A 23,169-nucleotide genomic window follows, 5' to 3' on the forward strand; every position below is an offset into this window, starting at 1 on the left:
AATTTACTTACCTCCTCCCCGCTTTCAAAAAATCTAATATGCGATCTAAATGTTCGACAGCTTACGCTCTTCAGTACGAGCGAGATCGAGATTTATTAACTCTACTGGCATGTATAACATGGATGGTTATTTATGATTGAGATGGAAAATATTATTAAAACCTATCAGCTAGGTGAAGTCCAAGTTCCCGTACTCAAAGGAATTAATTTGCACGTTGAGGAGGGAGATTATATCTCAATAATGGGAGCATCTGGATCGGGCAAATCAACATTAATGAATATTATTGGGTGTCTCGATCGACCGACCGATGGCGATTACTATTTAGAAGAACTGGATCTGACAACATTAGAGAATGATGACTTAGCTTATATCCGCAATCAACGGATTGGGTTTATCTTTCAACAATTTAATCTATTACCGCGCGCTACTGCACTAGAAAATGTAATGTTACCAATGATTTATGCAGGAATTTCTAAAGCAGAGCGGCGAGAACGGGCAGAAGCAGCATTGATTAAAGTGGGATTGAGCGATCGATTGCTCAATCGTCCCAGTCAATTATCTGGCGGACAACAACAACGAGTAGCGATCGCTCGATCGTTGGTAAATCAACCCGCACTGCTCCTGGCAGATGAACCGACTGGAGCATTAGATACCCATACAACTCAAGATGTGATGGAATTGTTTGCAGATCTTAACCAGCAAGGCATTGCGATCGTCATTATTACCCACGAACCGGAAATTGCCGCCCAAACCCATCGCATAATTGTGATGCAAGATGGTCTAATTATTGGCTGATATTAATGCCAACCATCGATCGCCATGGAAGATCCTCCTGTGGGATGGTGACGGTAAAACAGCTACCGACACCTACTTCACTGTCGATAGTGACGTTACCACCGTGTAATTCGACAATTTGCTTGACGAGGACTAAACCCAGTCCAGTACCTGCATATTTGCGGTTGAGGCTACTATCGAGCTGGATAAACGGTTGGAAGAGTTTGGATCGATCGGCTGCGGCAATCCCGATCCCCGTGTCGCTGACTGAGAAGCACAGCCAATAGCCTGCTTTACGATCGATTTCGAGCGGTACGGCGCGAACTGAGAGGATGACGACGCCGCCGTTGGGGGTAAATTTGACCGCATTATTGAGGAGATTGATCAGCACTTGGCGCATCCGGCGTTCGTCTACACAGATCCGATCGATCGCGGCTGGTAAATGGGTATCGATCTGGATTTGCTTGGCGATCGCCTGTTGTCTGACGAGGATCAGGCTCGATCGACATAGTTCGGCTACAGCAACTTCACTAATATTTAAATTTAGTTTACCTGCGGAGATTTTGGAGACATCAAGGATATCTTCGATCAATGAGAGTAAATGTGCGCCACTTTGTTCGATCGTCAAAATCGAGTCGAGTTGGCGCGAGGTGAGCGTGCCGAAGATTTCTTCCTGGAGGGCTTCGGACATCCCCAAAATGGCATTGAGGGGAGTGCGCAGCTCATGGCTCATAGTGGCGAGAAAATCGTCCTTGAGACGGGTGGCACGGAGGAGTTCGGAATTGGTCAACTCTAGACGGTGGTTGGTCTGCTGGAGCTGGATCTCGACTTGTTTGCGTTCGTGCAACGCGGCTTGCCGTTCGGTAATATCAATAAATAAACCACTAGTGGCGATCGGTTGACCATCGGCATCGTCAATAAGTGTAAAAGTATCATAAATCCACACGATCCGACCGTCAGCGGCAATTAACCGATACTCCACCTCACAGTTGCGATGGTTGGCGATCGCCTCTTTACAGATGGCGCGGGTCCGATCGCAGTCCTCTGGATGGAGGTGTAGATCCCAAAAGTTGACTTGAAACCATGCGGAGATCGGATAGCCTAGGATGGCGACAGCGCGATCGCTGACAAAATTAAATCGCTTGGCGATCAGATCGTACTCCCAGACGACGCCATTAATCGACTGAATCAAATTGTAATTTTTTTGTTGTGATGCTGCTAGGGCGATTTCGGCTTGTTTGCGCTCGTGCAATGCTGCTTGCTGGGCGGTAATATCCAGGATCACCCCATCCCAGACGATCGAGCCATCAGGTTGGCGTTCGGGACGAGAGACACATTCGATCCATTTCAGCTCGCCAGTACTAAGGACAGCTCTGCCTTTCCAAAATTTGGGAGTGAGGTTTTGGGCAGAGATAGCGATGCTGCTGTGGAAGATAGCGACATCGGCTGGATCGATCGTCCGCACTAGACAGTCGGCATCGGCGACAATAGCGGCTGGGGAGAGTCCAAATAGCTCCCAACAGCCGGAACTAATAAACGGATAACTCATGCTGCCATCTGGTGCCAAGCGGAATTGATAGATCGCCCCAGGAATATTGTCAGCCAACTTTTGATATCGAGTCTCGGACTGGCGGAGAGCGATTTCGGCTTGCTTGCGAGTGGTAATATCCATCAAAATGCCGTCCCAAGCGATCGAGCCAGCGGTAGCGGCGATCGGTGTCTGTCGCGATTCCCCCCGCATCCATTTGAGCTGTCCTGAAGGGGTCAAGATCTGTCCCTCCCACGCCCAAGCATTGCCCAGTCTAGTCGCTCGTCGAATCGATCGCTCGAAACTGCGCCGATCTGCTGGGACGATCTGTCCCAAGATGCGATCGATATCTGCCATCGCCGCAGCGGGCGACAGCTCAAACAGCTCGATACATCTGGCACTGATATAGTTGAGACTGTAGGTGCCATCCGCCTGCACCGCGAACTGATAGAGCGCGCCAGGGACATTGGAAATTAGTTGATGATAACGCGCCTCGGACTCGCGGAGGGCTACTTCCATTAGTTTGCGATCGGTGATATCCAAGGCGATCCCGACGGTACCCGTAATCTCGCCGTGACTGTCTCGGATTGGTGTTTTAATCGTCTCTAGCCATTGTTCGCCGCAAGCATTGACGATCCTTTCTTCTACTATTTGACGTTGACCGGATGTCATCACCAACAAGTCATCAGCTTGATGTTTTTGAGCCAATGCTAATGGTAAATAATCCAAATCACTCTTGCCCACAAATTCGCTGGGTTGATGTCCGATACAATCCCCAAACGGTTGATTGACAGCGATGAATCGAGAATCTCGATCTTTGAGCCAAGCTCGATGGGGGATATTGTTGAGCAGTGCTGCTAAATAGCTCTGTTGGCGTCTGGCATCTGCCACTGCTGCTTGGGATTGGTGGTAGAGGTTGGCATTATCTAGCGCGATCGCAGCTTGGGTACACAGAAAGGAGATGACGGTTTTGTTGGGATCGGTGAAAATAGCTGGTGTCTGGCGATGTTCTAAGTAGACGATCCCCAAGACGCGTTCTTGGGTGCCGATCGGTAGACAAAAGACGCTAGCAGGCTGATATTTGAGCAAATACAAGTCGGGAATCTCTAGCGGTTGGCGCGCATCAAAGTCGCTCGCTTGGCGGGTATTTTTAGTCCAATAAATCAAGTTGGCGGGATATTCAAATCCATCTACTAATGGTTGTGAAAGTTGAATAGTTGTCGAATTGCCATCAGGCTCGATCGCACTTTGAGAGCGAACCTGCCAGCGATCTGCATCGCCATCTGGTAAGACTAAAATACAAGTCTGGGCACCCGAATTTGTGAGCAAAATTTCACTCAATTGGCGGATTAATTCGGTCAGATCGATCGTACTCGACAATACTTGCGCCGCTTGGATCGTTGTCGCTAAATCGAAACTTTGGGTACGTTGACGCGGGGGATAGATGGCAGCAGTAGTAATCTTGGCGAGTGTATCGAGGTCGTTGAGTTCTAGCTGTTGGGCGGTGAGAATCGGCACCAGCAGCTCGGGATAGCGGCGTTCTAAGTCATGGGTTTTGGCGGTGGCTCCCCACAATACATAACAATAATATGCCGCCTGCATATAGACTGCCGCAATTTTTGCTTTGCCCCAACCCAGATAAAATTTAGCCGCCAGTTCGTTGGCGATCGCTTCTTCTTGGATAAATTCATGAGTTCTGGCTCCGGCAATTGCCCGATCGTATAAGTCGATCGCTTGGGTAAAATTGCCCAACACTCGACATTTTTCAGCCTCAACTAAATCGTACTTGTGTTGAAAGTTGGCTGGCATTAACCGAGCGCGTTTTAATAATTGGCGTTGAGTATAGTTGACTCGCTGGAGTAGTTGTGTTTGCGTCTGGCGATCGCGCTGGGGATAGGCGGCTAATCGCGTCAGCGCATCGAACATCCAAGTGGGCGCAATCCGGTAAGATCCCACTCCAGTGGCTTCATAGGGCAACTGTGCATCACTATAAATCAGCGCAGTGGGGATATCCTCAAATAGATAGGCTAGGTAGGTCTTAAAGCCATACAGAGCTGATAACAGCGTAGCCTCATTGGTGGCTTGCCATTGGGCGACTAATAAGCTCTCGCGATCGCCGACAATCTGGGCGGGTGCGCTAGATAGCTGTTGCAAATTAAGGATCGTTTGCTGCAACAGTGCAAAAAACTGCTTGCTACTGTCATCATTGGATGGGGCGATGAGGGCTGCTAGCTCGTGGATTTTGGTACCGATTTCATCCAAATGAATGCCACAGTAAAACCGCAGCGCGATCGACATCCCCGCATTGACACAAACAAATGTCAGATTGCCACTATCGATCGCCAGGGTGAGACTCTCATCCACAATCGGCATCGTCGCCCGTAAATGCTCTTGCCAAGGTTGAGCAGTCCAAGGTACCGTCACCTGCACCTGTGCTCTAATTGCTAAATTGGTAAATCGATCGGCTAACACCATCGCCAGTTGTCCGATCCGATAGCTCTGTTGCAAGTCTCCCATACTAGACAGCACCACACCATAAGCCGCATAAAAACTTGCCGCCAATGCCGAATTACCCTGTTGCAATGTCAGCCGCACGCCGACTGTTGCCAACACCACCAGCAACTCTTGGCTCGAAAAGAACGCTGGCAACAGCAAGATATCCAAAATTCGCAGTGTGGCTAGTTGCTTGGGGGCGACACTCTCTGGCAAATCTAGCAACTGTTGGTTCGATTTGCCCCACAAGGCAATCTTAGTTAAAACTACCGAGCGGAGCGGGATGAATTGATGGGGATGGGGCGATAGTTTAATCCCTAATTGGTGGAGGATTTCTAAGCCCCGCTCGATCGCCTGTTGATATTGCTTTTGGAGCGTATGCCATTGGACGATCGTCTCATAAGTTTTTACGCGATCGAGTGGGGTCAGGGCACGCTCCAACACCACTTCTACCAGTTTTGGGACAGATTCGAGGTCGCCCATCAGCAAGGCAGCTTCAGCAGCGGTTTCATGTAGTGCCAAGGTTAGCTGATACTGCTGTTGCCAACCTGCTGCGGTTAGCAGTTGAGTACCGATCGCGGCGTAACTAAATGCAGCAGCATAAGCAGTTGCCGCTCTAGCTCGTTGGGTTGCCTGGAGATTGAGCTGCGCGAGCAGCACTCGTTCGGCTGGCGTCTGCATCAGATCGATCGCAGTATTAAAATGATTGACGATTTCAAATAGCCTTGCTTCCTGCTGTGCGGGTGGTGTATGGGCAAGTAATAATCTGCCGATCTGGAGGTGTGTCTGCTGTTGTTGACACGCGGGAATCAGTGAGTATGCCGCCTGCTGGACGTGATCGTGTAAGAATCGAAATCCGCTTCCCGCTGCGATTTCAGTCCCCTGCCAACTCGGCAGCGGCACCAGGGGCGCAGGGGCGGTTGCCGCTTGCCAGAATTGATAAATTTGAGTACCAACTAAAATTAATCCAGCTTCTAAACCCTGTTGGATGGCGGTGGCGACACTTGATGGCGATCGCTCGGAGACGATCGCTAGTGTCTCCAGATCGAACCTGTCGCCGATACATGCAGCCAACTTGAGCACATGTTGAGTTACGGGTGGCAACTGCTGTAACTGCGCCGCCATAAATTCCACAATATCGTCACTCAGAGCCAACGCTTGAATGCGGACGATATCGCACTCCCAATAGCCATCAGCGTTGAACCAAATCTCACCTGCCGCATGTAAAGCCTTGAGAAACTGGGTGACAAAAAAGGGATTGCCGTCAGTCTTGAGCGCGACTAATTCCGTCAGGGGTTGCGATCTCGATCGCTCACACCGCAATGTATCCGCCACCAATCGATCGAGATCGTCAAATGTCAGCGGTGCCAAAGTCATCTGCACGGTTGTTCGAGCTTGCTGCAAACGATCGATCGTCACCATCAACGGATGACTCGGTGATACTTCATTGTCCCGATACGCCCCCAAAATCAATAGATAACCCCTACCTGCCATCAACAATTCGATCGACTCTAGCGACGCCGCATCCGCCCACTGCAAATCATCCAAAAAGATCGTCAACGGATGCTCGGGTGTCGTGAATACCTCAACAAACTTTTGAAATACCCAACTAAATCGCTGTTGTGCCGCCATGCCCGACAACTCCGCCACCGCAGGTTGAGAGCCAATTATCTGCTCCAGCTCGGGAATTGCGGCGATTAGCACTTGCCCATTTGCGCCCACTGCTGCCAAAATTTTCTCCCGCCATGCTGCTAACTGAGCAGCACTTTCGCTAACTAATTGTGTAATTAGATCTTGAAAAGCCCGCACGAAGCCCGATAGGGGTAGATTGCGATTGAATTGGTCAAATTTTCCTTTGATAAAGTAACCATGTGCGCGCGCAATCGGCTGGTGAATCTCCTGAATCACCGCAGTTTTGCCAATCCCCGAGCATCCCGCCACCAATACCAATTCACTCCCCCCTACCGCCACCCGATCGAACGCATCCAGTAACATCTTGACAGCACCTTCCCGCCCATACAGCCGCTCGGGAATCGTAAACCTGTCGCTCACATGCCGCTGTGCCAATTCAAACACCACCATGGTGCCTGTCGTCTCCCACTGGTGCAGACACCGCTCCAAGTCATATTTGATGCCCCAGGCACTTTGATAGCGATCCTCCGCCTGTTTTGCCATCAGTTTGGCAACAATTTCGGCGACTACCACAGGTACTTCGGGATTGACGCGATCGACACTCACCGCCACCCGCGCCAGATGAGCGTAAATTAGATCGAGCGGATCTGCCTCCTCAAACGGCAATTTCCCCGTCAGCAGCTCATATAAAGTCACCCCCACCGCATAAAAATCCGTCCGATAGTCAAGTCCTCGATTCATCCGCCCCGTCTGCTCTGGAGCCAAATAAGCTAACGTTCCCTCTACCAAACTCGGACTTACCAATTCTGGAGTCTCGCGCGGCAATCGGGACGCAATACTAAAATCAATCAGCTTTACCTCCCGAGTCTCGGGATTTATCAAAATATTGGCAGGTTTGATATCCTTATGTACGATCCGTTCGCGCCCGAGTGCGTGTAAAGTATCCGCAAGCTGGATCGCGATCTGGAGGACATCGACTGGCGACAAGCGATGGTGTTGCCGATACCGCTCCAACGTCACCCCCCCAAAATCCTCCATCACTAGCGCATAGCCCGACTCGTATGCCTCCAGACTCTCCAGCCGCACTACCCCTGGTAGATCGAGATTTTTGGCAATCGTATACTGATGCCGAAAATTGAGCAACTCGCGCTCGGTTGGATATGCTGATACCAATAGTTTGATTACTACCGAGCGGGACTCTGCTCCCAACTGCGGAGCGATTTGCCGCGCTCGATACACGACAGTTTTGGCATCGCGATCCAGTTCCTCAGTTATCCGATATCCACGCAGATTCCATCCCAAACTATCGATCGTCATAAATTTGCGATTCGCTCGTCATTTACCGCCACCCCGCCTCAATCTCAAAGCGATCTCCACAGCGGTTCCCCCTTAATATGCCCCGTTATCGGCTATGTATTACTCGATCGCGATCGAGTTTCACACCATTCACCATTCACCATTCACCAGCAACAGCCTCAGTCAAAAATGCCAAAGTATAAAAATCATGCCCATTAAACTCAAACTCATCGATAATTTCTAGATCGAGCTTCCGCGTGTGCGCTGCAAACGATCGCTGATTTAACTTATTAATAAAAGTCACCCCAATTGGAAACTGCGGTGCAAAATCCGATCTCATCAACTCGAATAACTGCGGGAAAATATCGCTACCACGGCTAGCGCGATCGATACAAATCGGCCCATACTGAAAACTGCGATCGCTAGTTATTTGCTCACCCCGAAACCGCAACTCCGGCAACCGTGCCACCATCACCCTAAAAATTTCCCACTGCGAGAAAAACTCCCAATCACCCGCCAACAAATAACCAACGATCTTGTGCTCATCTTCAGCAACAAATACGCCAGATCGATCGAGCAATTGCCTCAGTAAATCCAGTGTAAATGGTGTCATCACAAATCCACCTGCTAATTCTAGTGATGATAGATGCGTGTACAAATTCCGAGACTGAAGATCGAGGATATCATCAAAATCAGACTCAGTTGCAGCTCTAATAATTTGCAGCATTTTTAATAGAGGAAACGATGAAAATTTGTGAGTGTTTTAGCGATCGATCTAAATATTCATAATATTAGAATTAGCTAAGATCTAGACAATTGGCAGTGCCTACCCTACTAAATCTCGATTGATGTAGGGTGCGTAGGCACAGCGTAACGCATCATTCCAATCCCTAGTTGGTGCGTTACGCTGTGCCTACGGCAGGCTATCGCCAACGCTAACACACCCTACAGTTCTAAAACCTAACACCTAATTCTTACTAATTTGTCGATCGTTAATGTATTTATAAGTCAACTTCGATACCGCCTGCACAAAATAGCGGGCACGAAGATCGTTAAAAGAACGCTTTACAAAAATTCCCGCCAAATAAAGTTTACCATTGGGCATCTCAATAATACCCGCATCGCCAATCAATCGCCCCAACGTTCCCGTCTTGTGCGCGATCGCCGCACCCTTGCCCAAACCTGCTGGTAAAAGCTTCCGATTTGCAGTTTGATTGAGTATATCCAAAACTTTGCTGCGACTAGATTCCGTAATCAATTGCCGCTTGGCAAGTAATGCAGATATTCTCACCAAATCTGCGGGACTAGTCGTATTTGTGCCTTTAAAATCACCGAGAAGACGGTTAATTACTGTTTTTCGCAATCCCCAATTTTTAAATTGACGATTGAGAGCCTGCCGCCCACCCAACCTGTCGATAATCATATTCGTCCCAGTATTATCACTAATGACGATCATCTTGGTAGCTGTTTGCAACACACTCAATTTTGCCCCAGGACGATTTTGGAGTTCCCCCGAACCACCAGTTATCAGATCGCGTCTGACGGTAAGTTTCTCATTCATCCGCACCTTCCCAGCATCGACAGCTTGAAACAGAGCCATCAAAATTGGTAACTTGATCGTACTAGCCGCCGGAAAACTCTTCTCACCATTGATATCTAAATAATTGCCTGTCTCCACCTCCATAAAAAACATCCCTGGGGAGAGGTAATCATACTTCGCCGCCAAAGCCTGAATTTGGCTCTTGAGCGCGAGCATTTCCCGTCCGATGGGTACTACCCCCGCAAAGATAATCGGACTGATGGCAACGGGGAGGACTCTGCCTGTACTAGCTGTCGAAACACCACGCTGAATCGATCGTAATTTGATCGACCATCGCGACGGTAGATCGCTACGAATAATAATATTGTGTGGACTGACACCATAGCCAGGTGCGAGTTCCAGTACCAGTCGGGTATTATTGGCGTCGGATTGAGCGATACGGACTTCGCGCACCGCCGCCCCAAATTTCTTCCGTACGGTTGCCGCCATCATCTTGGTGCCAGGTAGATCGACGATGACGCGGTAGGGGCCATCGAGCAGCGTTGCTTTGGGCTGCACTCCATTGTCGGTACCAAAGTTTAATTGATTGCGACTGGCGTCAAATTCCCAGCCAGTAAATTTGCTTGCTTGGGCTGGTGCGGCTGATAGTAAGCACGCGCCGCTCATCAGTCCAGTGAGGAGCCAATTTAATTTCATAGAGCCAGGTATAGTGTAGTGGTAGAGCGATTTGGTTCAAAGTCGAACACTCATCCTAGTGTTCGGCGGATTTCGGTTAATGGTGGGGGGCTGCTGACGATCGAGTGTGAGTTTTCACTCAGATGATGATTAGCACTATTCGGCTCCTCCCGTCAATTCATGCTGGCTGGCTCAAATCGATCGATTCTATACTCATCATCGGTTTACAGGCGATCGCGCAAATTTCTGTATCGATCGATATAGTCGGACTAGCAATATTTTAGTTATATTAAGAAATATTGCGGGTTTTGAATCCAAACCCCAATCTGTGTAATCAACCCTGTGAGGACCAAGCCAATGACCAGAGGCTTACAAGACTTGTCAGCTACCGCCACCGTTGAAGAATTGCTCGTTGCCAAATTTTTTCGCAGTTCGGTTGGAAACTGGTTATCCGAACGCCGTTACTATACGCTCCCCGACGGCGATACCCAAGAAGTAGTCAGTGAGATCGCGATCGAATTTCTCGCCGCAGGTTGCCCAGAGTTACAAGAATTAGCAGAATTACACGGCTTAGATCCACTAGCACTGACCTGTGGGAGCAAGATCGAGTGGGATAGTAAAGACTCGATCACTGGCAAAAAAGCTTCCCGAGGGAATACGTTATTTGGAGCCTTGGGCAACATCTTATATCGCGATCGCGGTTTTGCGACACCCAAGCCGATTACGGCGATCTATCATTTCCCCCAGCCCGATACCCTCTGTCTGAAAACTGAATATCAAGGTTCGGTATTTGAAGAAGAAGTCAAGCTAGTGGGCGAAAAATACCGGACTCGCCAAACAATCATCTCGCGCGCTGGCGAACAAGTAACGATCGGTCAATATTTAGAAAAGCGGATGAGCGTGTAAATTTACAGTAAGGGTAATTCATTAATTACCCCTACTTTTCAACCGCATTCCCAGGATCGCTCGTTGGCATAGCCTACCCGACAGCCACAGACTCTCCCCGCGCTACACTTCTCTTGTAAAATATCGTCATGCGCTGAGCGCGATCCTTAATTTTTCAAGAGCAGATAACCATGACTCAGGCGACTACGGCACTGGATTTTTCCACCCTAGATGGGGAACTAAGTACAAAAAGTCCCCAAGAAATCATCAAACGGGCATTGAGCCTATTCGATAATATTGCCATTTCCTTCAGTGGGGCTGAGGATGTGGTCTTAATCGATATGGCATTCAAGATTAACCCCAATATCAAAGTATTTAGTCTCGATACTGGTCGGCTTCATCCCGAAACCTATCAATTTATCGATCGCGTTCGCAAGCACTACAATATCGCGATCGATGTGGTGTATCCAGAAGCGGCTCCTGTCGAAGCCATGGTCAAAGCCAAAGGTTTATTTAGCTTCTACGAAGATGGACATCAAGAATGCTGTGGCGTGCGGAAGGTGGCACCCCTACGGCGCAAATTGGCGACCCTCGACGCCTGGATTACCGGACAACGCAAAGATCAAAGTCCCTCGACGCGTGCGAGTGTCCCCGTCATTCAAGCTGATGGTGCCTTCTCGACACTAGACCATCCGCTAGTCAAATTTAACCCCTTAGCGAATTGGTCATCTGCGGATGTCTGGACGTATATTCGTGCGCTCGAAGTGCCCTACAATGCGCTCCACGAACGCGGCTTTGTCAGTATCGGTTGCGAACCCTGTACCAAGCCTACTCTCCCCCAGCAACACGAACGCGAAGGTCGCTGGTGGTGGGAGGAAGCTACTCAGAAGGAATGTGGTTTACACGCTCCTAAGTAGGTTGTACTTTTGTACTTTCGCACATTAAATGTCGCTATTCGCAAATTAATGTCGCCAAAGGTATAATTCACTGATTTTTATCACACTTCGCACCTTAACGACGCTAATTTGTGAACTATTTACTATTCGCAAATTAGCGTCGTTTTTATAACGGGACATTAACATTCTTCCAATCAAAAGTCAGATCCTTTCGGAGTAACCTCTTTCCATCTTTCAGTTCTCTAGTTTCTTTGGGAGTCACCTTGGTCGATCGTTACATGACTCTTCTATTCTGACTTAATATCAGTGCCATTCAATCGTTCAAAATTACTTGTCGTACAACTGGGATGCCCTCGTGGGCGCGATCCGCTGCTACAATAGACTCTATGACTTAAAAACATTATGAGTTGGTACTTCCAGCTCCTTCAAAATAATCTCTGCCGAACCAAAACCCGAGAGATCGTGGCGATTCTCCATCCCCAGAGCGTTTGTGTAGGTAAATACTTCATAGCAGCTACTCCTAAAAATTGCAGTCAGTCTATTGCTGTTAGAGATTGAGAGTAAACGAGAACTATTTGCAGCTCAGGGGCTGGCAATGCAAATAGTTCCTATCATTGGTGCAAGATTTGAGCCAACCCATCGACCTCAATTTTGTCCAAGCACTGTAGGTGTTTTCAGCAGCGATCCTGTCATTGGTAATCGCTCTGGTACCAATGGTAAAGTCAGATAAACTGTGGTTTCGGCTTCATTAGGGCTAGACAATAAAAATACCCCATCATAATTATTGATAAGCTTTTTGACAATTTTCAAACCTATTTTTAGTTCGCGCTCTTCATATGTCGATGAGTTTAATTGAATCGATTTTGTCATTTCGACAATCGAGGGATTCTCTCCATCTCGCTGATAATTTGTTAATGAAAAATGAAACATATCGTCAATAACTTCACCAAAAATTCTCGTGCGAGTATTAGGTATGATATTACCAATTACATACTCGATTAATTCGTTACATATCCATTGAAACTGATTGGTATTGACAGCTAATCGTGCATCTTCAATTTCGCAAATTATCTGGCTAGGTATTACTGCTCCCTGAAATCGATTTTGCAAACTCTGCTCGAAGATCGATTTGGGAATCGAGGCATCACCATAATTAAATGCTGGCTTTTCCACTATTAGTTGTAGATAGAACCAGAATTTTTCCATTAACTTACGTAATTGTAATGTCGAGCGATTATTTTGTCCCAAAATATGAATAATAGCTGCCGTACTCAACCGATCGAGATTATCGATCAGATGTTCGGTGGTCTCCGTCATAATATCCAACGGGTAATCAAATTCACGGGAAAACTCGGCAGCTAAATCTAAGCGGATTTCATTTAAGTCATTTGTTAAGGAATGAATATTGTGCCGCTGAAGTTTGGAGAAAGATTGGATCCGATCGTGTTGTTTTTTGATTCGCAGCATCGAGCTGACTCTCGCCCGCAATTCAATTCCATTAACGGGCTTATTGACAAAATCATCAGCACCTGCGGCTAGACAGCGAGCCAAGTTTTCTTTACCAGATAAGGCTGTCACCATGACGATCGGTACTGCTTGCCATTTAGACATCGCCTTGATCTGTTTACATACTTCAATTCCATTGATACAGGGCATCATCACATCTAGCAAGATGACATCAGGGTCGAATTTATCTAGCGAAGCGAGCGCATGTTCGCCGCTAATAGCATAATGTAGCTTGTAACTTTCTCCAGGCAGCAGTGATTGGATCACGTCAAAGTTATCGGGTTCATCATCAACAACTAGGATGGAATAGGTATTCATCGGAAATTACTCGCTTACTATACCTTTACAGGGTGCCCAGATCGATACCCAAATTAACGCCAGTAGTCTGGAGACTGAAATCGCGGGTAAGTAGAATGCGTGAGTTGTCGGTAGTCTCTGGGGGCGATCGATCTACACAAGACGCTCGGATTCGGGTAATTTGTTGTGTGGGAAGAGATACCAGTCGCTCGGCGAAATTACAGCTCCAAGTGCGATCGAGTTGGATCTCGATCGTCGAGAACGGACAACTCATCGGCATCCTGACGGAACGAGATCTATTCAGGCTCAGTACCGAGCGGTAGGATCTAGGTAATCTCGCGATCCGCGATGTGATGCGAACAAATGTCGTCACTTTGATGGTCGCAGATTTTACAGATATATCTGTAGCCATCGATCTACTCGATCGCCACCAGATTCGTCATTTACCAGTTGTGGACGATCTCAATTGTTTGATGGGATTAGTTACTCATGAAAGTCTTCAATATCATTTAACTAAAGCTTTAAACGCTCAGGTAGCCCACTTAGCAGCAGAAAACGCCCAACTGCTGGAACAGCTAACGACGATCGCGATCTATGCTGGGGGGCGATCGAAGGTGACGCTTACCGCGCTGACGATCTTCAGACATGGCGCTGCGACTGAAGATCTCTTAGCACAAGCTATCGTGGGACAGACAGAATTCGATACCGAATTTCGAGTTATTCATCCCGGGAGTATCCATTTCGTCAAAGCCTACGGATTGGTACAACGGGATGAGCGAGATTGTCCATGTAGTATGACTGGGATCGACTTTGATATTACCGCAGCCAAGCATGATGATGAGATCGAGCTGTTAGGCAAATTTCAGGTACAGGCAAATTTAGTCGTACCATTGCTCAATGGTCAAATGTTGTGGGGATCGATCTGTATCCATCATTGTGCAGCACATCGATCTGATTTTGATGGACATTCAGATGCCAGGGATGGACGGTTTTGAGGCAACTAGACGCATTCGCCAGCTCCCAGAGTGCGCGACGATGCCGATCGTGGCTTTGACAGCCTAGCCATGCCCGACGATTGCCAAAGATGCCTAGATGCTGGAGCCGATCGCTATGTGGCTAAACCTGTCAAACTCAGTCAACTAGTAGCGACGATCGAAACACTCCTTAATCGAAGCATGGCAGACTCAAATTAATCAAGGTGTGTACTTATTGCAACTAGTGGGAATAATAAATCAGAAAGCTACCAGAGTAAATAAGTCATGAGTTCTGATTTTAAACCACCACCATTGGGCTGGTCGATGCTCTCTGCTGTCGGTGGAGTAGTAACGGTAATTCTGGCGATCGCGGGATTGGAAAGTTTATCAGTTTATCTCCATCAAAATGATGCTTCATTGGCTGCTAAATCTAAAACTGCTACGCCCCAGAATGATGGGATGAAACCAGAGGACAAACTCTTAGCGAATCTCGATCCTCGCTCGATCGTCAATCCTGGCGTATCCTTACCACCAGTCGAGATGTCCGCTAGACTCGCACCAATGAATATAACTGCCAGCACTTTGACCCCAGCCGAAATGCTCATGGCACGTCAGGCTTGGGCATATTTTCAGAAAAATTGGCAACCGAAGACTGGCTTAGTTAATAGCGTCAGCGGGTTTGAGTCGGTCACGATGTGGGATCAAGCCGCCGCGATCGCTGCGCTAGTCAGTGCCAAAGAACTCGGTCTGGTTTCGGCTGCCGAATTCCAATCTAAAATCAGCCAAACGCTCAAAACTTTAGCAACTCTGCCATTGTACAAAGGGCAACTACCCAATAAAGTCTATAATTCCCAAACTCTCATCCCCGTCGGCTACGGACAACTCACCAAACGTCAGGAAATTGGCTGGTCGGCGATCGATCTCGGACGAATGGCGATCTGGCTCAAAATTGTCGGATCCAAATATCCCCATCTAAAACCCCAAACCGAAGCAGTCTGGAAATATTGGCAAGTACAGCGATTGGTCAAGAATGGTCAAATGTTCGGTACTGCCGTTACTAAAGGTAAAGAAGAATATAACCAAGAAGGTCGCCTGGGTTATGAAAGTTATGCCGCTTACGGTCTGAAATTGTGGGGTTTGAATGTCAACAAAGCTCTAGATACTCGATCGAATACTGCTTTCATCGGCATCTACGGTCAAGGTGTACCCTACGACAAACGAGATTTTGACAATTCAGGCGCAAATAACTACGTCCTCAGTGAGCCGTATATTCTCGACGGGATTGAAACTGGATTTCAAGCATTACCAAAAGCTTATGCCGATCGAGTCTTAGCTGCTCAGGAAGCCAGATATCTAGCCACCAACCAATTGACAGCCGCGACCGAAGATAATCTCGATCGTGCCCCATATTTTGTCTATAATTCTCTCTTTGTCAATGGCAAACCCTGGGCAAATATCACCGATAAGCGTGAAAATTATCCTGAATTAAAGTTTTTGAGTGCTAAGGCTGCGATCGGTTGGCACGTATTATATAACAGCGATTATACGCAGAAATTAGCTGGCTTTGTCCAAACCAATCTTAATGCTGAAGGTGGTTGGTACAACGGCTTTTATGAAGTTTTAAAAGAACCCAATAAAGCACAAACAGCCAATAACAACGGTGTGATTTTACAGAGTTTACTCTACAAAAAAATTGGCAAGCCATTAACGATCTGGGCGGGCGTAAAACCACCGAAAAAAACTGTCGATAAATAACGAACGACACCAAAATCTGTATGAGCGGATTTATGCAACCATTTCGGCTTAATTATGTCATCTCTCGATCGAACCCGCCCGCCCCCACCAACAATCTCCATTTAACGATCGAATATATGTCTCTGATGAATTTAAGTTAATGAGATCTGTAGGTTGGGTTTCGTGCCTCAACTCAACGCACGCCTCAAGCAATTGTCTGGATGTTGGGTTTCGTATTACGCTCTACCCAACCTACAAAATTCCGGGATAAAATCCCCTCCTCGGAGGGGTGCCCGTAGAGCAGCACATTTATAGTGCGGGTGGGTAGATCTTTGCAACATCACCAAAAATATTATTTAATTCTTAATTCCTAACTAAATGTGGATCGATAACTTTCATACACTGCAACCCAAATGGGTAAAATGGACAGCACTATTTCTAGTCGGAATCAGCTTGCAATTTGGACTGCAATTTTTCCCACCCGAATCAGTCATGGCACAAAACCCCGTTGCCAAACCTAGCATGTGCAGTGCAATTATCGATCCACTCACCCCCGAGGAAGAAAGCTATGCTCGAACTGCTTGGCAATACTTTAAAGCCAATTATCAACCAGAAACAGGATTTGCCAACTCCACAGGCGGATATCCATCTGGTACCCTTTGGGATTTAGGCAATTACTTAATGGCACTAAATTCCGCCCGCTGGCTGAATATCATTCCCCAGTCAGAATTCGACCAAAAACTCAATAAATTTTTGATAGGGATTGGAAAAATTCAACTATTTGATGGAGCTTTACCCAATAAAGTATATAACGCCAAGACCGGAGAAATGGTGGACTATGGTAATAAACCCACCCCTCGTGGTATTGGTTGGTCGGCATTAGATATCGGGCGGATGTTGGCATCATTTCATGTGCTGCGTACATGCCATCCTCAATATAATGATTGGTTGACTGGAGTTGTTGCTAAGTGGCAGGTGGCAAAATCCGTCAAAGATGAGCAACTCTATGGTGCAATGGTCAAGCCAGATGGTAAAACCATGTTAGTCCAAGAGGGACGACTCGGTTATGAAGAATATGCCGTTAGAGGCTATCAACTATGGGGTTTTAAAGCACCTAAAGCCTTGTCCTTTCAACCATTTAAATTTATCGATATTTATGGAGTGAAAATCCCAGTAGATATTCGTGACTATCAAACCACCAATGCGAATAATTATGTAGTCAGCGAATCTTATATTCTCGATGGGCTAGAATTTGGCTTACAAGGCGAAATCGGCGATTATGCTGCCAGAGTTTTAGAAGTCCAGAAACGTCGCTATCAAGATACCAAACAACTCACGGCGGTATCTGAAGATAACCTCGATAAAGCACCTTACTTTATTTACAATACAGTCTACTCAAACGGAGTAAATTGGGCGGCAATCACAGATGAAAATAAACCCATTCCCGAATTTCGGAGCATCAGTACTAAAGCTGCCTTTGGGTGGCGATATTTATATCCAAATAATGAGTATGCCAAGCAGATTTTTGATGCAGTTAAAGACCTCAAAGATCCGGCGAATAATGGTTTCTATGCTGGACTCTATGAAGCCACTAAGCAGCCGAATAAATCCCTCACAGGCAATACTAATGGGTTGATTTTAGAAATTCTCTATTACAAAGCTAGGGGCAATCGTCCACTAATTAGCGGTGGCGCACCTCCCACAACTCCACCAGCTCCAATCGCATCAGCATCTACAACTGCTTCAGTACCAACAGTCTCGACGGCTCCAGTAATATCTGCCGCACCTGCGACTTTAATTCCGTCTGTAGGTAATCTGCGGGCAACTACTTGTCCCCGTCCAACTAAGCCGCTAAGTGTGCCTGAAAAGCGTTACGCTCAAGCTGCTTGGCGATATTTTGAAGTCAATATGGAAGCGACGGGGTTACCAAACGATCGCAATTTCATGAAAGGCTCGACACTGTGGGGCTTGGGCGATTATCTGGCGGCACTGCAATCGGCGCGGCGGCTGGATGTGTTAACCGACGACCAATTCGATACTCGCATCCGCAAGGTGTTGGGGATGCTGCCCAAAATCGCCCTATTTACAGGCGAATTGCCCAACCGTAGCTACAATAGCCAATCGATGCAACTAGTAGATTATGGCAATAATCCTACCCCCGATGGTACGGGCTGGTCATCTCTAGATGTCGGCAGGTTGCTGACTGCTCTGTATAGCTTGAAAACTTGCTATCCACAATATACCAGTGCGATCGAGAAAATTATGCTCGATTGGTCGTATTTACGGGTGGTACGCGATGGTTCGCTCTATAGTTCGGTTGTCAAACGAGATGCCAATGGGCGGATGTTGACGCGGGTAGAACCGGAAACCCGACTGGGATATGAAGAGTACGCGGCACGCGGATTTCAGCTCTGGGGATTTGATGTGAATAAATCGGCGGTAGGCGGACAATATCAGATGGGTTCTTTGGAAGGTTTTCAGGTACCAGTCCAACGTGTCAAATCTAAAGAAACTTCACTAGAGAATAACAAAACTGTTACCAACCCGTTTTTCCTCTACGGCTTGGAGTTTGGTCTAGATCCACAGATGCGAGCATTGATCGTGCCACTACTCAAAGCCCAAGCAGAACGCTATCGGCGCACCAATGTCTTGACTACTTCTACCACTAATGCGATCGAGTCTAAACCGTACATCCTGCATAGTACCGCGATCGGTAAAGGTCGCGCGTGGGAAACACTGGGTGACGATGGTAAATCGATGCCCGATGCGCGGTTGATTAGTACTGCTGCGGCAATTGCTTCCTATGCGTTGTTCCCTGAAGATCCCTACGCGCTCGAACTCTGGCGAGCCACTCTCGATCTCTACGATCCTTACAACGGCTACTATGAGGGCTTTTACGACAAAACGGGGACGACGGTTACAACTTATACCAGTAGTACCAATAGCATGATACTTGAGGCTCTGCTATTCAAATCAGTCGATCGCAAATCCCTCATCCGTCCCAACACCGACATGAATACTCCCTGGTGGCAAGCTGTGTCGGCTGGCACGGGACAAGGTTTACCACGTAAAGTCGGTCAAACCGCTGAATTTGTGGCGGAAATCGGCGGTAGCTATTGGATATCATCTACACCTGCCGTCGCTACTGCCGTTGAAGTGTCATTGATTCCGCCACCACCACCACCGCCAGCACTACCCAAACTAGGCGATCCTTTGCCTCCTGGGAGTCGTCCACCACTTAGCGAGGAGCAGCCTTTACCCCCTGGATATCAAGAACCGCCAGCGGAAAATACACCCACATCTGCACCACCGCCACCACCGCCACCACCCATCCTGCCAAAAGCTCCAAAAGCTGCTGCAACTACCACAAATCAAGGTACAACGAAATCGCCTCAAGCTGTTAAAGTCCCAAAGCAAGGTGGAGCTGTAGCACCTAAAAATGTAATAATCTCACGACAAATAGAACAAAAACCGCTAGACACGAAACCAAAGATACCGGAAACAAACCAATCCTTAAAAGACTTAGATGGAATTGCCGCTAAAATCGCCTGGAAATACTTCGAGCGTAATTTGGTAAAGCAGACGGGTCTGGTCAATTCCACCGACCAGTATAACTGGACGACTTGGTGGGATCAAGGCAGTGCCATCATGGGCATCCACGCTGCCAGACAATTGGGATTAATTTCCCCAGACCGTTTCAACCAGTGGGCAAAAACATTCCTTTCGACCTTGGAAACTATGCCATTACCCAGCACTAAATTACCGAATAAAGCCTATAGCACCACCACCACCCAAATGCGGAAGCTCAATAATACTCCCGATCCCAAAGGGAGTAGCGGTTGGTCGGGATTGGATGCGAGTCGGTTCTTGCTAGGATTGCACGTTTTGAGAACTAAGTATCCAGAATATACCGATCGAGTGAATAAAATAGTCGCTCGGTGGGATCTCCAAAAACTAGTTAGAAACGGTCTAATTTATGGTGGTATTCCAGCTAAAAAGGGGGTAGTTAATTACTTCCAGGAGGGACGATTAGGTTACGAACAATATGCAGCTAGAAGCTTACAACTTTGGAATTTGCAGGCTGTTGAGGCATTGGATAAACCACCTGTCGAAACAGTTCAGATCGATGGAATTCCCTTACAAGTCGATCGGCGCAATCTCAAAAATTCTGGAGCTAGTAACTATCTCACAAACGATCCTTACCTATTCTGGGGATTAGAACTTGGATGGAATGATGAGGTAAAACCTCAAGTTCAAAACTTACTTAAAGTTCAGGCGCAGCGATTTCAACGCACCGGGATTCTAACTGCTGTGAATGAAGACTCCATTCGCAAACCACCATTTTTTATATATTACAGTGTCTATGCTAATGGCAAAAGTTGGGAAGCTATCGCTGATGGTAATCGGTCTTATCCACAATACAAATTTGCTAGTACCAAAGCAGCTTTTGGTTGGAGTTTTCTGATGCCGGACGATACTTATGCCCAAAAGTTAAGATCGACTTTCCAAAACCTCAGTCACCCCAAAAAAGGCTATTTTACAGGACTATATGAAAATCCAAAGCTTGGTAAAAATGATGCCGTCGACATCAATACCAATGCCTCAATTTTGGAAGGTTTATTATATCGAGCGAGAGGCGATCGTCCGATCGTTCTATAGGGGTTGTTTGCTGTAGCGACAATCCTAGAAATCCCCCTGCTTGGTGCAACACATGCGCCAGGTATCCTCCGCGTGATTGCATCCGCTAAATCCCCCTTTCCAAGGGGGACTTTGAATCCGGCTCTTAGCCCCCTTAAAAAGGGGGGTTTGGGGGATTTACACCAACTGCGAGTATCAAAGACAACTTTCCAAATACTCTCGACACGATGTTAATAAATTCAAAAAATAAAATATTAAAAGGGTGACAAATTATGACTACATCGACGATCGATCGAACCCAAAACTTCCCAGGTAACTCCCAATCCCACCTCAGCAAACGCACCCTGTGGTTCCGCTATCTCGCCGAAATCAACCTGATTTTAGGTGCTTGGTACCTCTACTGGCGCATCTTTCACTCCCTCGACTTCCAAGCACTCTGGCTATCGATTCCCTTATTATGTGCCGAAATATATAGCTATATCGGTGGAGCCATGTTTACGATCGGCTTGTGGCGACCCCTCGAACGCCAAATCAAATCCTTACCCTACCTAAATCCACCGTTACCAGAGACAGAATGGCCCACAGTAGACGTATTTATCACCTGCTACAACGAACCCCCCGAAATGGTCGAACAGACCGCTAGAGCCGCCCTCGCCATCGATTATCCCATCACCAAATTGCGGATATACATCCTCGATGATGGCAACTCACTAGAAATGCGAACTCTCGCCCAAAAACTCTGTTTGGAAGACCTACAATCCGCACCACTCCAAGTAGAAGCACAACGGATTAAATTCGAGCGATTAGAATTACGAGAACGACTCAAACAGATTCGCGAATTGACAGGCGACACTCAAGCCGCTGAAACATTTGTCGCTACGCTTCCAGAACGGAATGAGCCAAATACATCCGATCGCTTTTTGCAAGTCTTCCATCAAGTTATGACCCTCACTCATGGAAGACATCTTAGCGTCCGAGAGCGACTAAATAATGAAGAACAAGAACTAATCGCCGCAATTAAACAAAAAGAGCTGGAATTTACCGAAATTACTCGCTGTCGCTATATTGCCCGTCCCAAACCACAGGGTCAACCGCATTATGCTAAAGCTGGCAATATCAACTACGCTCTTTTTTCTGGCGATACAACCGGACAGTTTATTCTCACTCTCGATGCCGATCATATCCCCAAACCGCAATTTCTCCAGCGAGTTTTACCCTATTTCTATAGTTACAATCTCGCGACTGGTCACTATGACAGCAATCGCATCGCCCTAGTCCAAACACCTCAAGATTTCTATAATATCCCAGCGGGCGATCCTTATGGACATCGCGCCCATCTTTTTTACGGCCCAATTCAACAAGGTAAAGATGGTTTAAATTCAGCTTTTTATACAGGTACTAATGCCATTTTACGTCGCGAAGCTCTAGTAAGTGTGGGGCTAAAATATTTCAGCCAAGCTGTCGCCCAAAATAAAGATTTACTCAAAGACTTTACACTGATTGGCGGGATGTCGAGTAGCAGTATTACTGAAGATATGAATACCGCGATGCGGCTGCATGGAGTCGGCTGGAAATCAGTCTATCATCACGAACTGCTCGCCGAAGGATTGGCACCCGACGACCTCGCTTCTACCCTCCAACAGCGGCTCCGCTGGGCACAGGGGACGATTCAGGTATTAGTCCAAGAAAATCCCTGGACTAAGCCCGGACTGAGCTTCTGGCAACGGCTCCAGTATTTTCAGACGATGTACAGTTACTTTTCGGGCTTTGCTACTGTTATTTTGATTGCTTGTCCGATTATTTTCTTCTTTACTGGGATTACACCGATTCATACTTACGGGGCAGATTTCATCATCCATTTTGCACCTGCATTTATTATTAATCGCCTGACGTTTTTAATGGTGACATGGGGAATTCCTGCCAGCGAAGTCTGGCGAGCAGAACAATATGCGATCGCGTTATTTCCTCTATTTATTCAAGCAGTACTGAGTGTCTTTACCAAGCGATCGATTAAATTTAAAGTCACTCCCAAGGAACGCCAATCAGGAATTTATCTCAATCTAGTGATGCCTCAATTAATTGTCTGTGGTTTGACAATTTTGGGTATCCTTTGGTGTCTAGTTCGGTTTGCGATGGGTACTCTAACTGATGTGCCACTTTATGCGATTAATGCTGGATGGGCAATTTATAATTTGTTGCTACTATCGGTAGTTATTCGGGCTGCTGTTTGGCAACCGAAGGAGGGTTAGGGTGGATGGGTGGGTAGGCTTCACCTTCTGTTTAGCCCAAAAATCTTGACTT

The 23,169-nt window shown here is 47.2% G+C and carries 15 protein-coding genes; 11 read left to right on the forward strand and 4 right to left on the reverse strand.

Going from position 1 to position 23,169, the window contains the following annotated elements; all coding sequences use genetic code 11:
- The first annotated feature begins 132 nt into the window (after nt 1–132).
- On the forward strand, nt 133–795 hold the full coding sequence (locus ACEW9I_RS12435; RefSeq protein ID WP_373540649.1) for an ABC transporter ATP-binding protein: 663 nt from the start codon (nt 133–135) through the stop codon (nt 793–795).
- Here the strand turns inward: ACEW9I_RS12435 and ACEW9I_RS12440 are convergent.
- The 3 genes from ACEW9I_RS12440 to ACEW9I_RS12450 form a co-directional block, all read right to left on the reverse strand.
- Nucleotides 785–7,744 (reverse strand): AAA family ATPase, encoded by a 6,960-nt coding sequence (locus ACEW9I_RS12440; RefSeq protein ID WP_373540650.1) that lies wholly within the window; start codon nt 7,742–7,744, stop codon nt 785–787. The genes ACEW9I_RS12435 and ACEW9I_RS12440 overlap by 11 nt on opposite strands.
- Before the next feature lie 136 nt (nt 7,745–7,880).
- Nucleotides 7,881–8,450 (reverse strand): GNAT family acetyltransferase, encoded by a 570-nt coding sequence (locus ACEW9I_RS12445; RefSeq protein WP_373540651.1) that lies wholly within the window; start codon nt 8,448–8,450, stop codon nt 7,881–7,883.
- A 240-nt stretch (nt 8,451–8,690) separates the two neighbouring features.
- Nucleotides 8,691–9,959: a serine hydrolase gene (locus ACEW9I_RS12450; protein ID WP_373540652.1), complete on the reverse strand. Its 1,269-nt coding sequence runs from the start codon at nt 9,957–9,959 to the stop codon at nt 8,691–8,693.
- Between the two features lie 122 nt (nt 9,960–10,081).
- Here ACEW9I_RS12450 and ACEW9I_RS12455 point away from each other — a divergent pair, with 122 nt between their 5' ends.
- The 3 genes from ACEW9I_RS12455 (at nt 10,082) to ACEW9I_RS12465 (ending at nt 11,740) form a co-directional block, all read left to right on the forward strand.
- A complete protein-coding gene (locus ACEW9I_RS12455; RefSeq protein ID WP_373540653.1) occupies nt 10,082–10,222 on the forward strand; it encodes a hypothetical protein in 141 nt (46 codons plus the stop codon).
- A gap of 73 nt (nt 10,223–10,295) precedes the next feature.
- Nucleotides 10,296–10,844, forward strand: coding sequence for a phycobiliprotein lyase (locus ACEW9I_RS12460; protein WP_373540654.1), 549 nt, complete (start codon nt 10,296–10,298; stop codon nt 10,842–10,844).
- A gap of 170 nt (nt 10,845–11,014) precedes the next feature.
- Entirely contained in the window at nt 11,015–11,740 is a 726-nt protein-coding gene (locus ACEW9I_RS12465; protein ID WP_373540655.1) for a phosphoadenylyl-sulfate reductase, read from the forward strand.
- A gap of 624 nt (nt 11,741–12,364) precedes the next feature.
- Here ACEW9I_RS12465 and ACEW9I_RS12470 read toward each other — a convergent pair.
- Nucleotides 12,365–13,543, reverse strand: a complete 1,179-nt coding sequence (locus tag ACEW9I_RS12470) for a response regulator (RefSeq protein WP_373540656.1) — start codon at nt 13,541–13,543, stop codon at nt 12,365–12,367.
- A gap of 95 nt (nt 13,544–13,638) precedes the next feature.
- Here ACEW9I_RS12470 and ACEW9I_RS12475 point away from each other — a divergent pair, with 95 nt between their 5' ends.
- From ACEW9I_RS12475 to ACEW9I_RS12505, 7 genes are all read left to right on the forward strand, one after another.
- Nucleotides 13,639–13,845: a hypothetical protein gene (locus ACEW9I_RS12475; RefSeq protein WP_373540657.1), complete on the forward strand. Its 207-nt coding sequence runs from the start codon at nt 13,639–13,641 to the stop codon at nt 13,843–13,845.
- 30 nt (nt 13,846–13,875) lie between these two features.
- Nucleotides 13,876–14,517, forward strand: a complete 642-nt coding sequence (locus tag ACEW9I_RS12480; protein WP_373540749.1) for a GAF domain-containing protein — start codon at nt 13,876–13,878, stop codon at nt 14,515–14,517.
- Nucleotides 14,504–14,584, forward strand: coding sequence for a hypothetical protein (locus tag ACEW9I_RS12485; RefSeq protein ID WP_373540750.1), 81 nt, complete (start codon nt 14,504–14,506; stop codon nt 14,582–14,584). The genes ACEW9I_RS12480 and ACEW9I_RS12485 overlap by 14 nt, the downstream gene beginning before the upstream one ends.
- A complete protein-coding gene (locus ACEW9I_RS12490) occupies nt 14,548–14,715 on the forward strand; it encodes a hypothetical protein (protein ID WP_373540658.1) in 168 nt (55 codons plus the stop codon). The genes ACEW9I_RS12485 and ACEW9I_RS12490 overlap by 37 nt, the downstream gene beginning before the upstream one ends.
- A gap of 66 nt (nt 14,716–14,781) precedes the next feature.
- Entirely contained in the window at nt 14,782–16,251 is a 1,470-nt protein-coding gene (locus tag ACEW9I_RS12495) for a DUF3131 domain-containing protein (RefSeq protein WP_373540659.1), read from the forward strand.
- A 357-nt stretch (nt 16,252–16,608) separates the two neighbouring features.
- Nucleotides 16,609–20,889, forward strand: coding sequence for a DUF3131 domain-containing protein (locus tag ACEW9I_RS12500; RefSeq protein WP_373540660.1), 4,281 nt, complete (start codon nt 16,609–16,611; stop codon nt 20,887–20,889).
- 251 nt (nt 20,890–21,140) lie between these two features.
- Complete coding sequence (locus ACEW9I_RS12505; RefSeq protein ID WP_373540661.1) at nt 21,141–23,117, forward strand: glycosyltransferase family 2 protein; 1,977 nt, start codon at nt 21,141–21,143, stop codon at nt 23,115–23,117.
- Nucleotides 23,118–23,169 lie beyond the last annotated feature (52 nt).

The organism is Chamaesiphon sp., from assembly GCF_041738855.1.
GTDB lineage: Bacteria > Cyanobacteriota > Cyanobacteriia > Cyanobacteriales > Chamaesiphonaceae > Chamaesiphon.

Excerpts from the sequence above, each read along its gene's own strand:
- ACEW9I_RS12475 (WP_373540657.1), top strand. The coding sequence starts at position 13,639 with ATGCGTGAGTTGTCGGTAGTCTCTGGGGGCGATCGATCTACACAAGAC.
- ACEW9I_RS12445 (WP_373540651.1), bottom strand. The coding sequence starts at position 8,450 with ATGCTGCAAATTATTAGAGCTGCAACTGAGTCTGATTTTGATGATATC.
- ACEW9I_RS12470 (WP_373540656.1), bottom strand. The coding sequence starts at position 13,543 with ATGAATACCTATTCCATCCTAGTTGTTGATGATGAACCCGATAACTTT.
- ACEW9I_RS12500 (WP_373540660.1), top strand. The coding sequence starts at position 16,609 with ATGTGGATCGATAACTTTCATACACTGCAACCCAAATGGGTAAAATGG.
- ACEW9I_RS12435 (WP_373540649.1), top strand. The coding sequence starts at position 133 with ATGATTGAGATGGAAAATATTATTAAAACCTATCAGCTAGGTGAAGTC.
- ACEW9I_RS12450 (WP_373540652.1), bottom strand. The coding sequence starts at position 9,959 with ATGAAATTAAATTGGCTCCTCACTGGACTGATGAGCGGCGCGTGCTTA.
- ACEW9I_RS12440 (WP_373540650.1), bottom strand. The coding sequence starts at position 7,744 with ATGACGATCGATAGTTTGGGATGGAATCTGCGTGGATATCGGATAACT.
- ACEW9I_RS12455 (WP_373540653.1), top strand. The coding sequence starts at position 10,082 with ATGATGATTAGCACTATTCGGCTCCTCCCGTCAATTCATGCTGGCTGG.
- ACEW9I_RS12460 (WP_373540654.1), top strand. The coding sequence starts at position 10,296 with ATGACCAGAGGCTTACAAGACTTGTCAGCTACCGCCACCGTTGAAGAA.
- ACEW9I_RS12505 (WP_373540661.1), top strand. The coding sequence starts at position 21,141 with ATGACTACATCGACGATCGATCGAACCCAAAACTTCCCAGGTAACTCC.
- ACEW9I_RS12465 (WP_373540655.1), top strand. The coding sequence starts at position 11,015 with ATGACTCAGGCGACTACGGCACTGGATTTTTCCACCCTAGATGGGGAA.
- ACEW9I_RS12495 (WP_373540659.1), top strand. The coding sequence starts at position 14,782 with ATGAGTTCTGATTTTAAACCACCACCATTGGGCTGGTCGATGCTCTCT.
- ACEW9I_RS12480 (WP_373540749.1), top strand. The coding sequence starts at position 13,876 with ATGCGAACAAATGTCGTCACTTTGATGGTCGCAGATTTTACAGATATA.
- ACEW9I_RS12485 (WP_373540750.1), top strand. The coding sequence starts at position 14,504 with ATGGACGGTTTTGAGGCAACTAGACGCATTCGCCAGCTCCCAGAGTGC.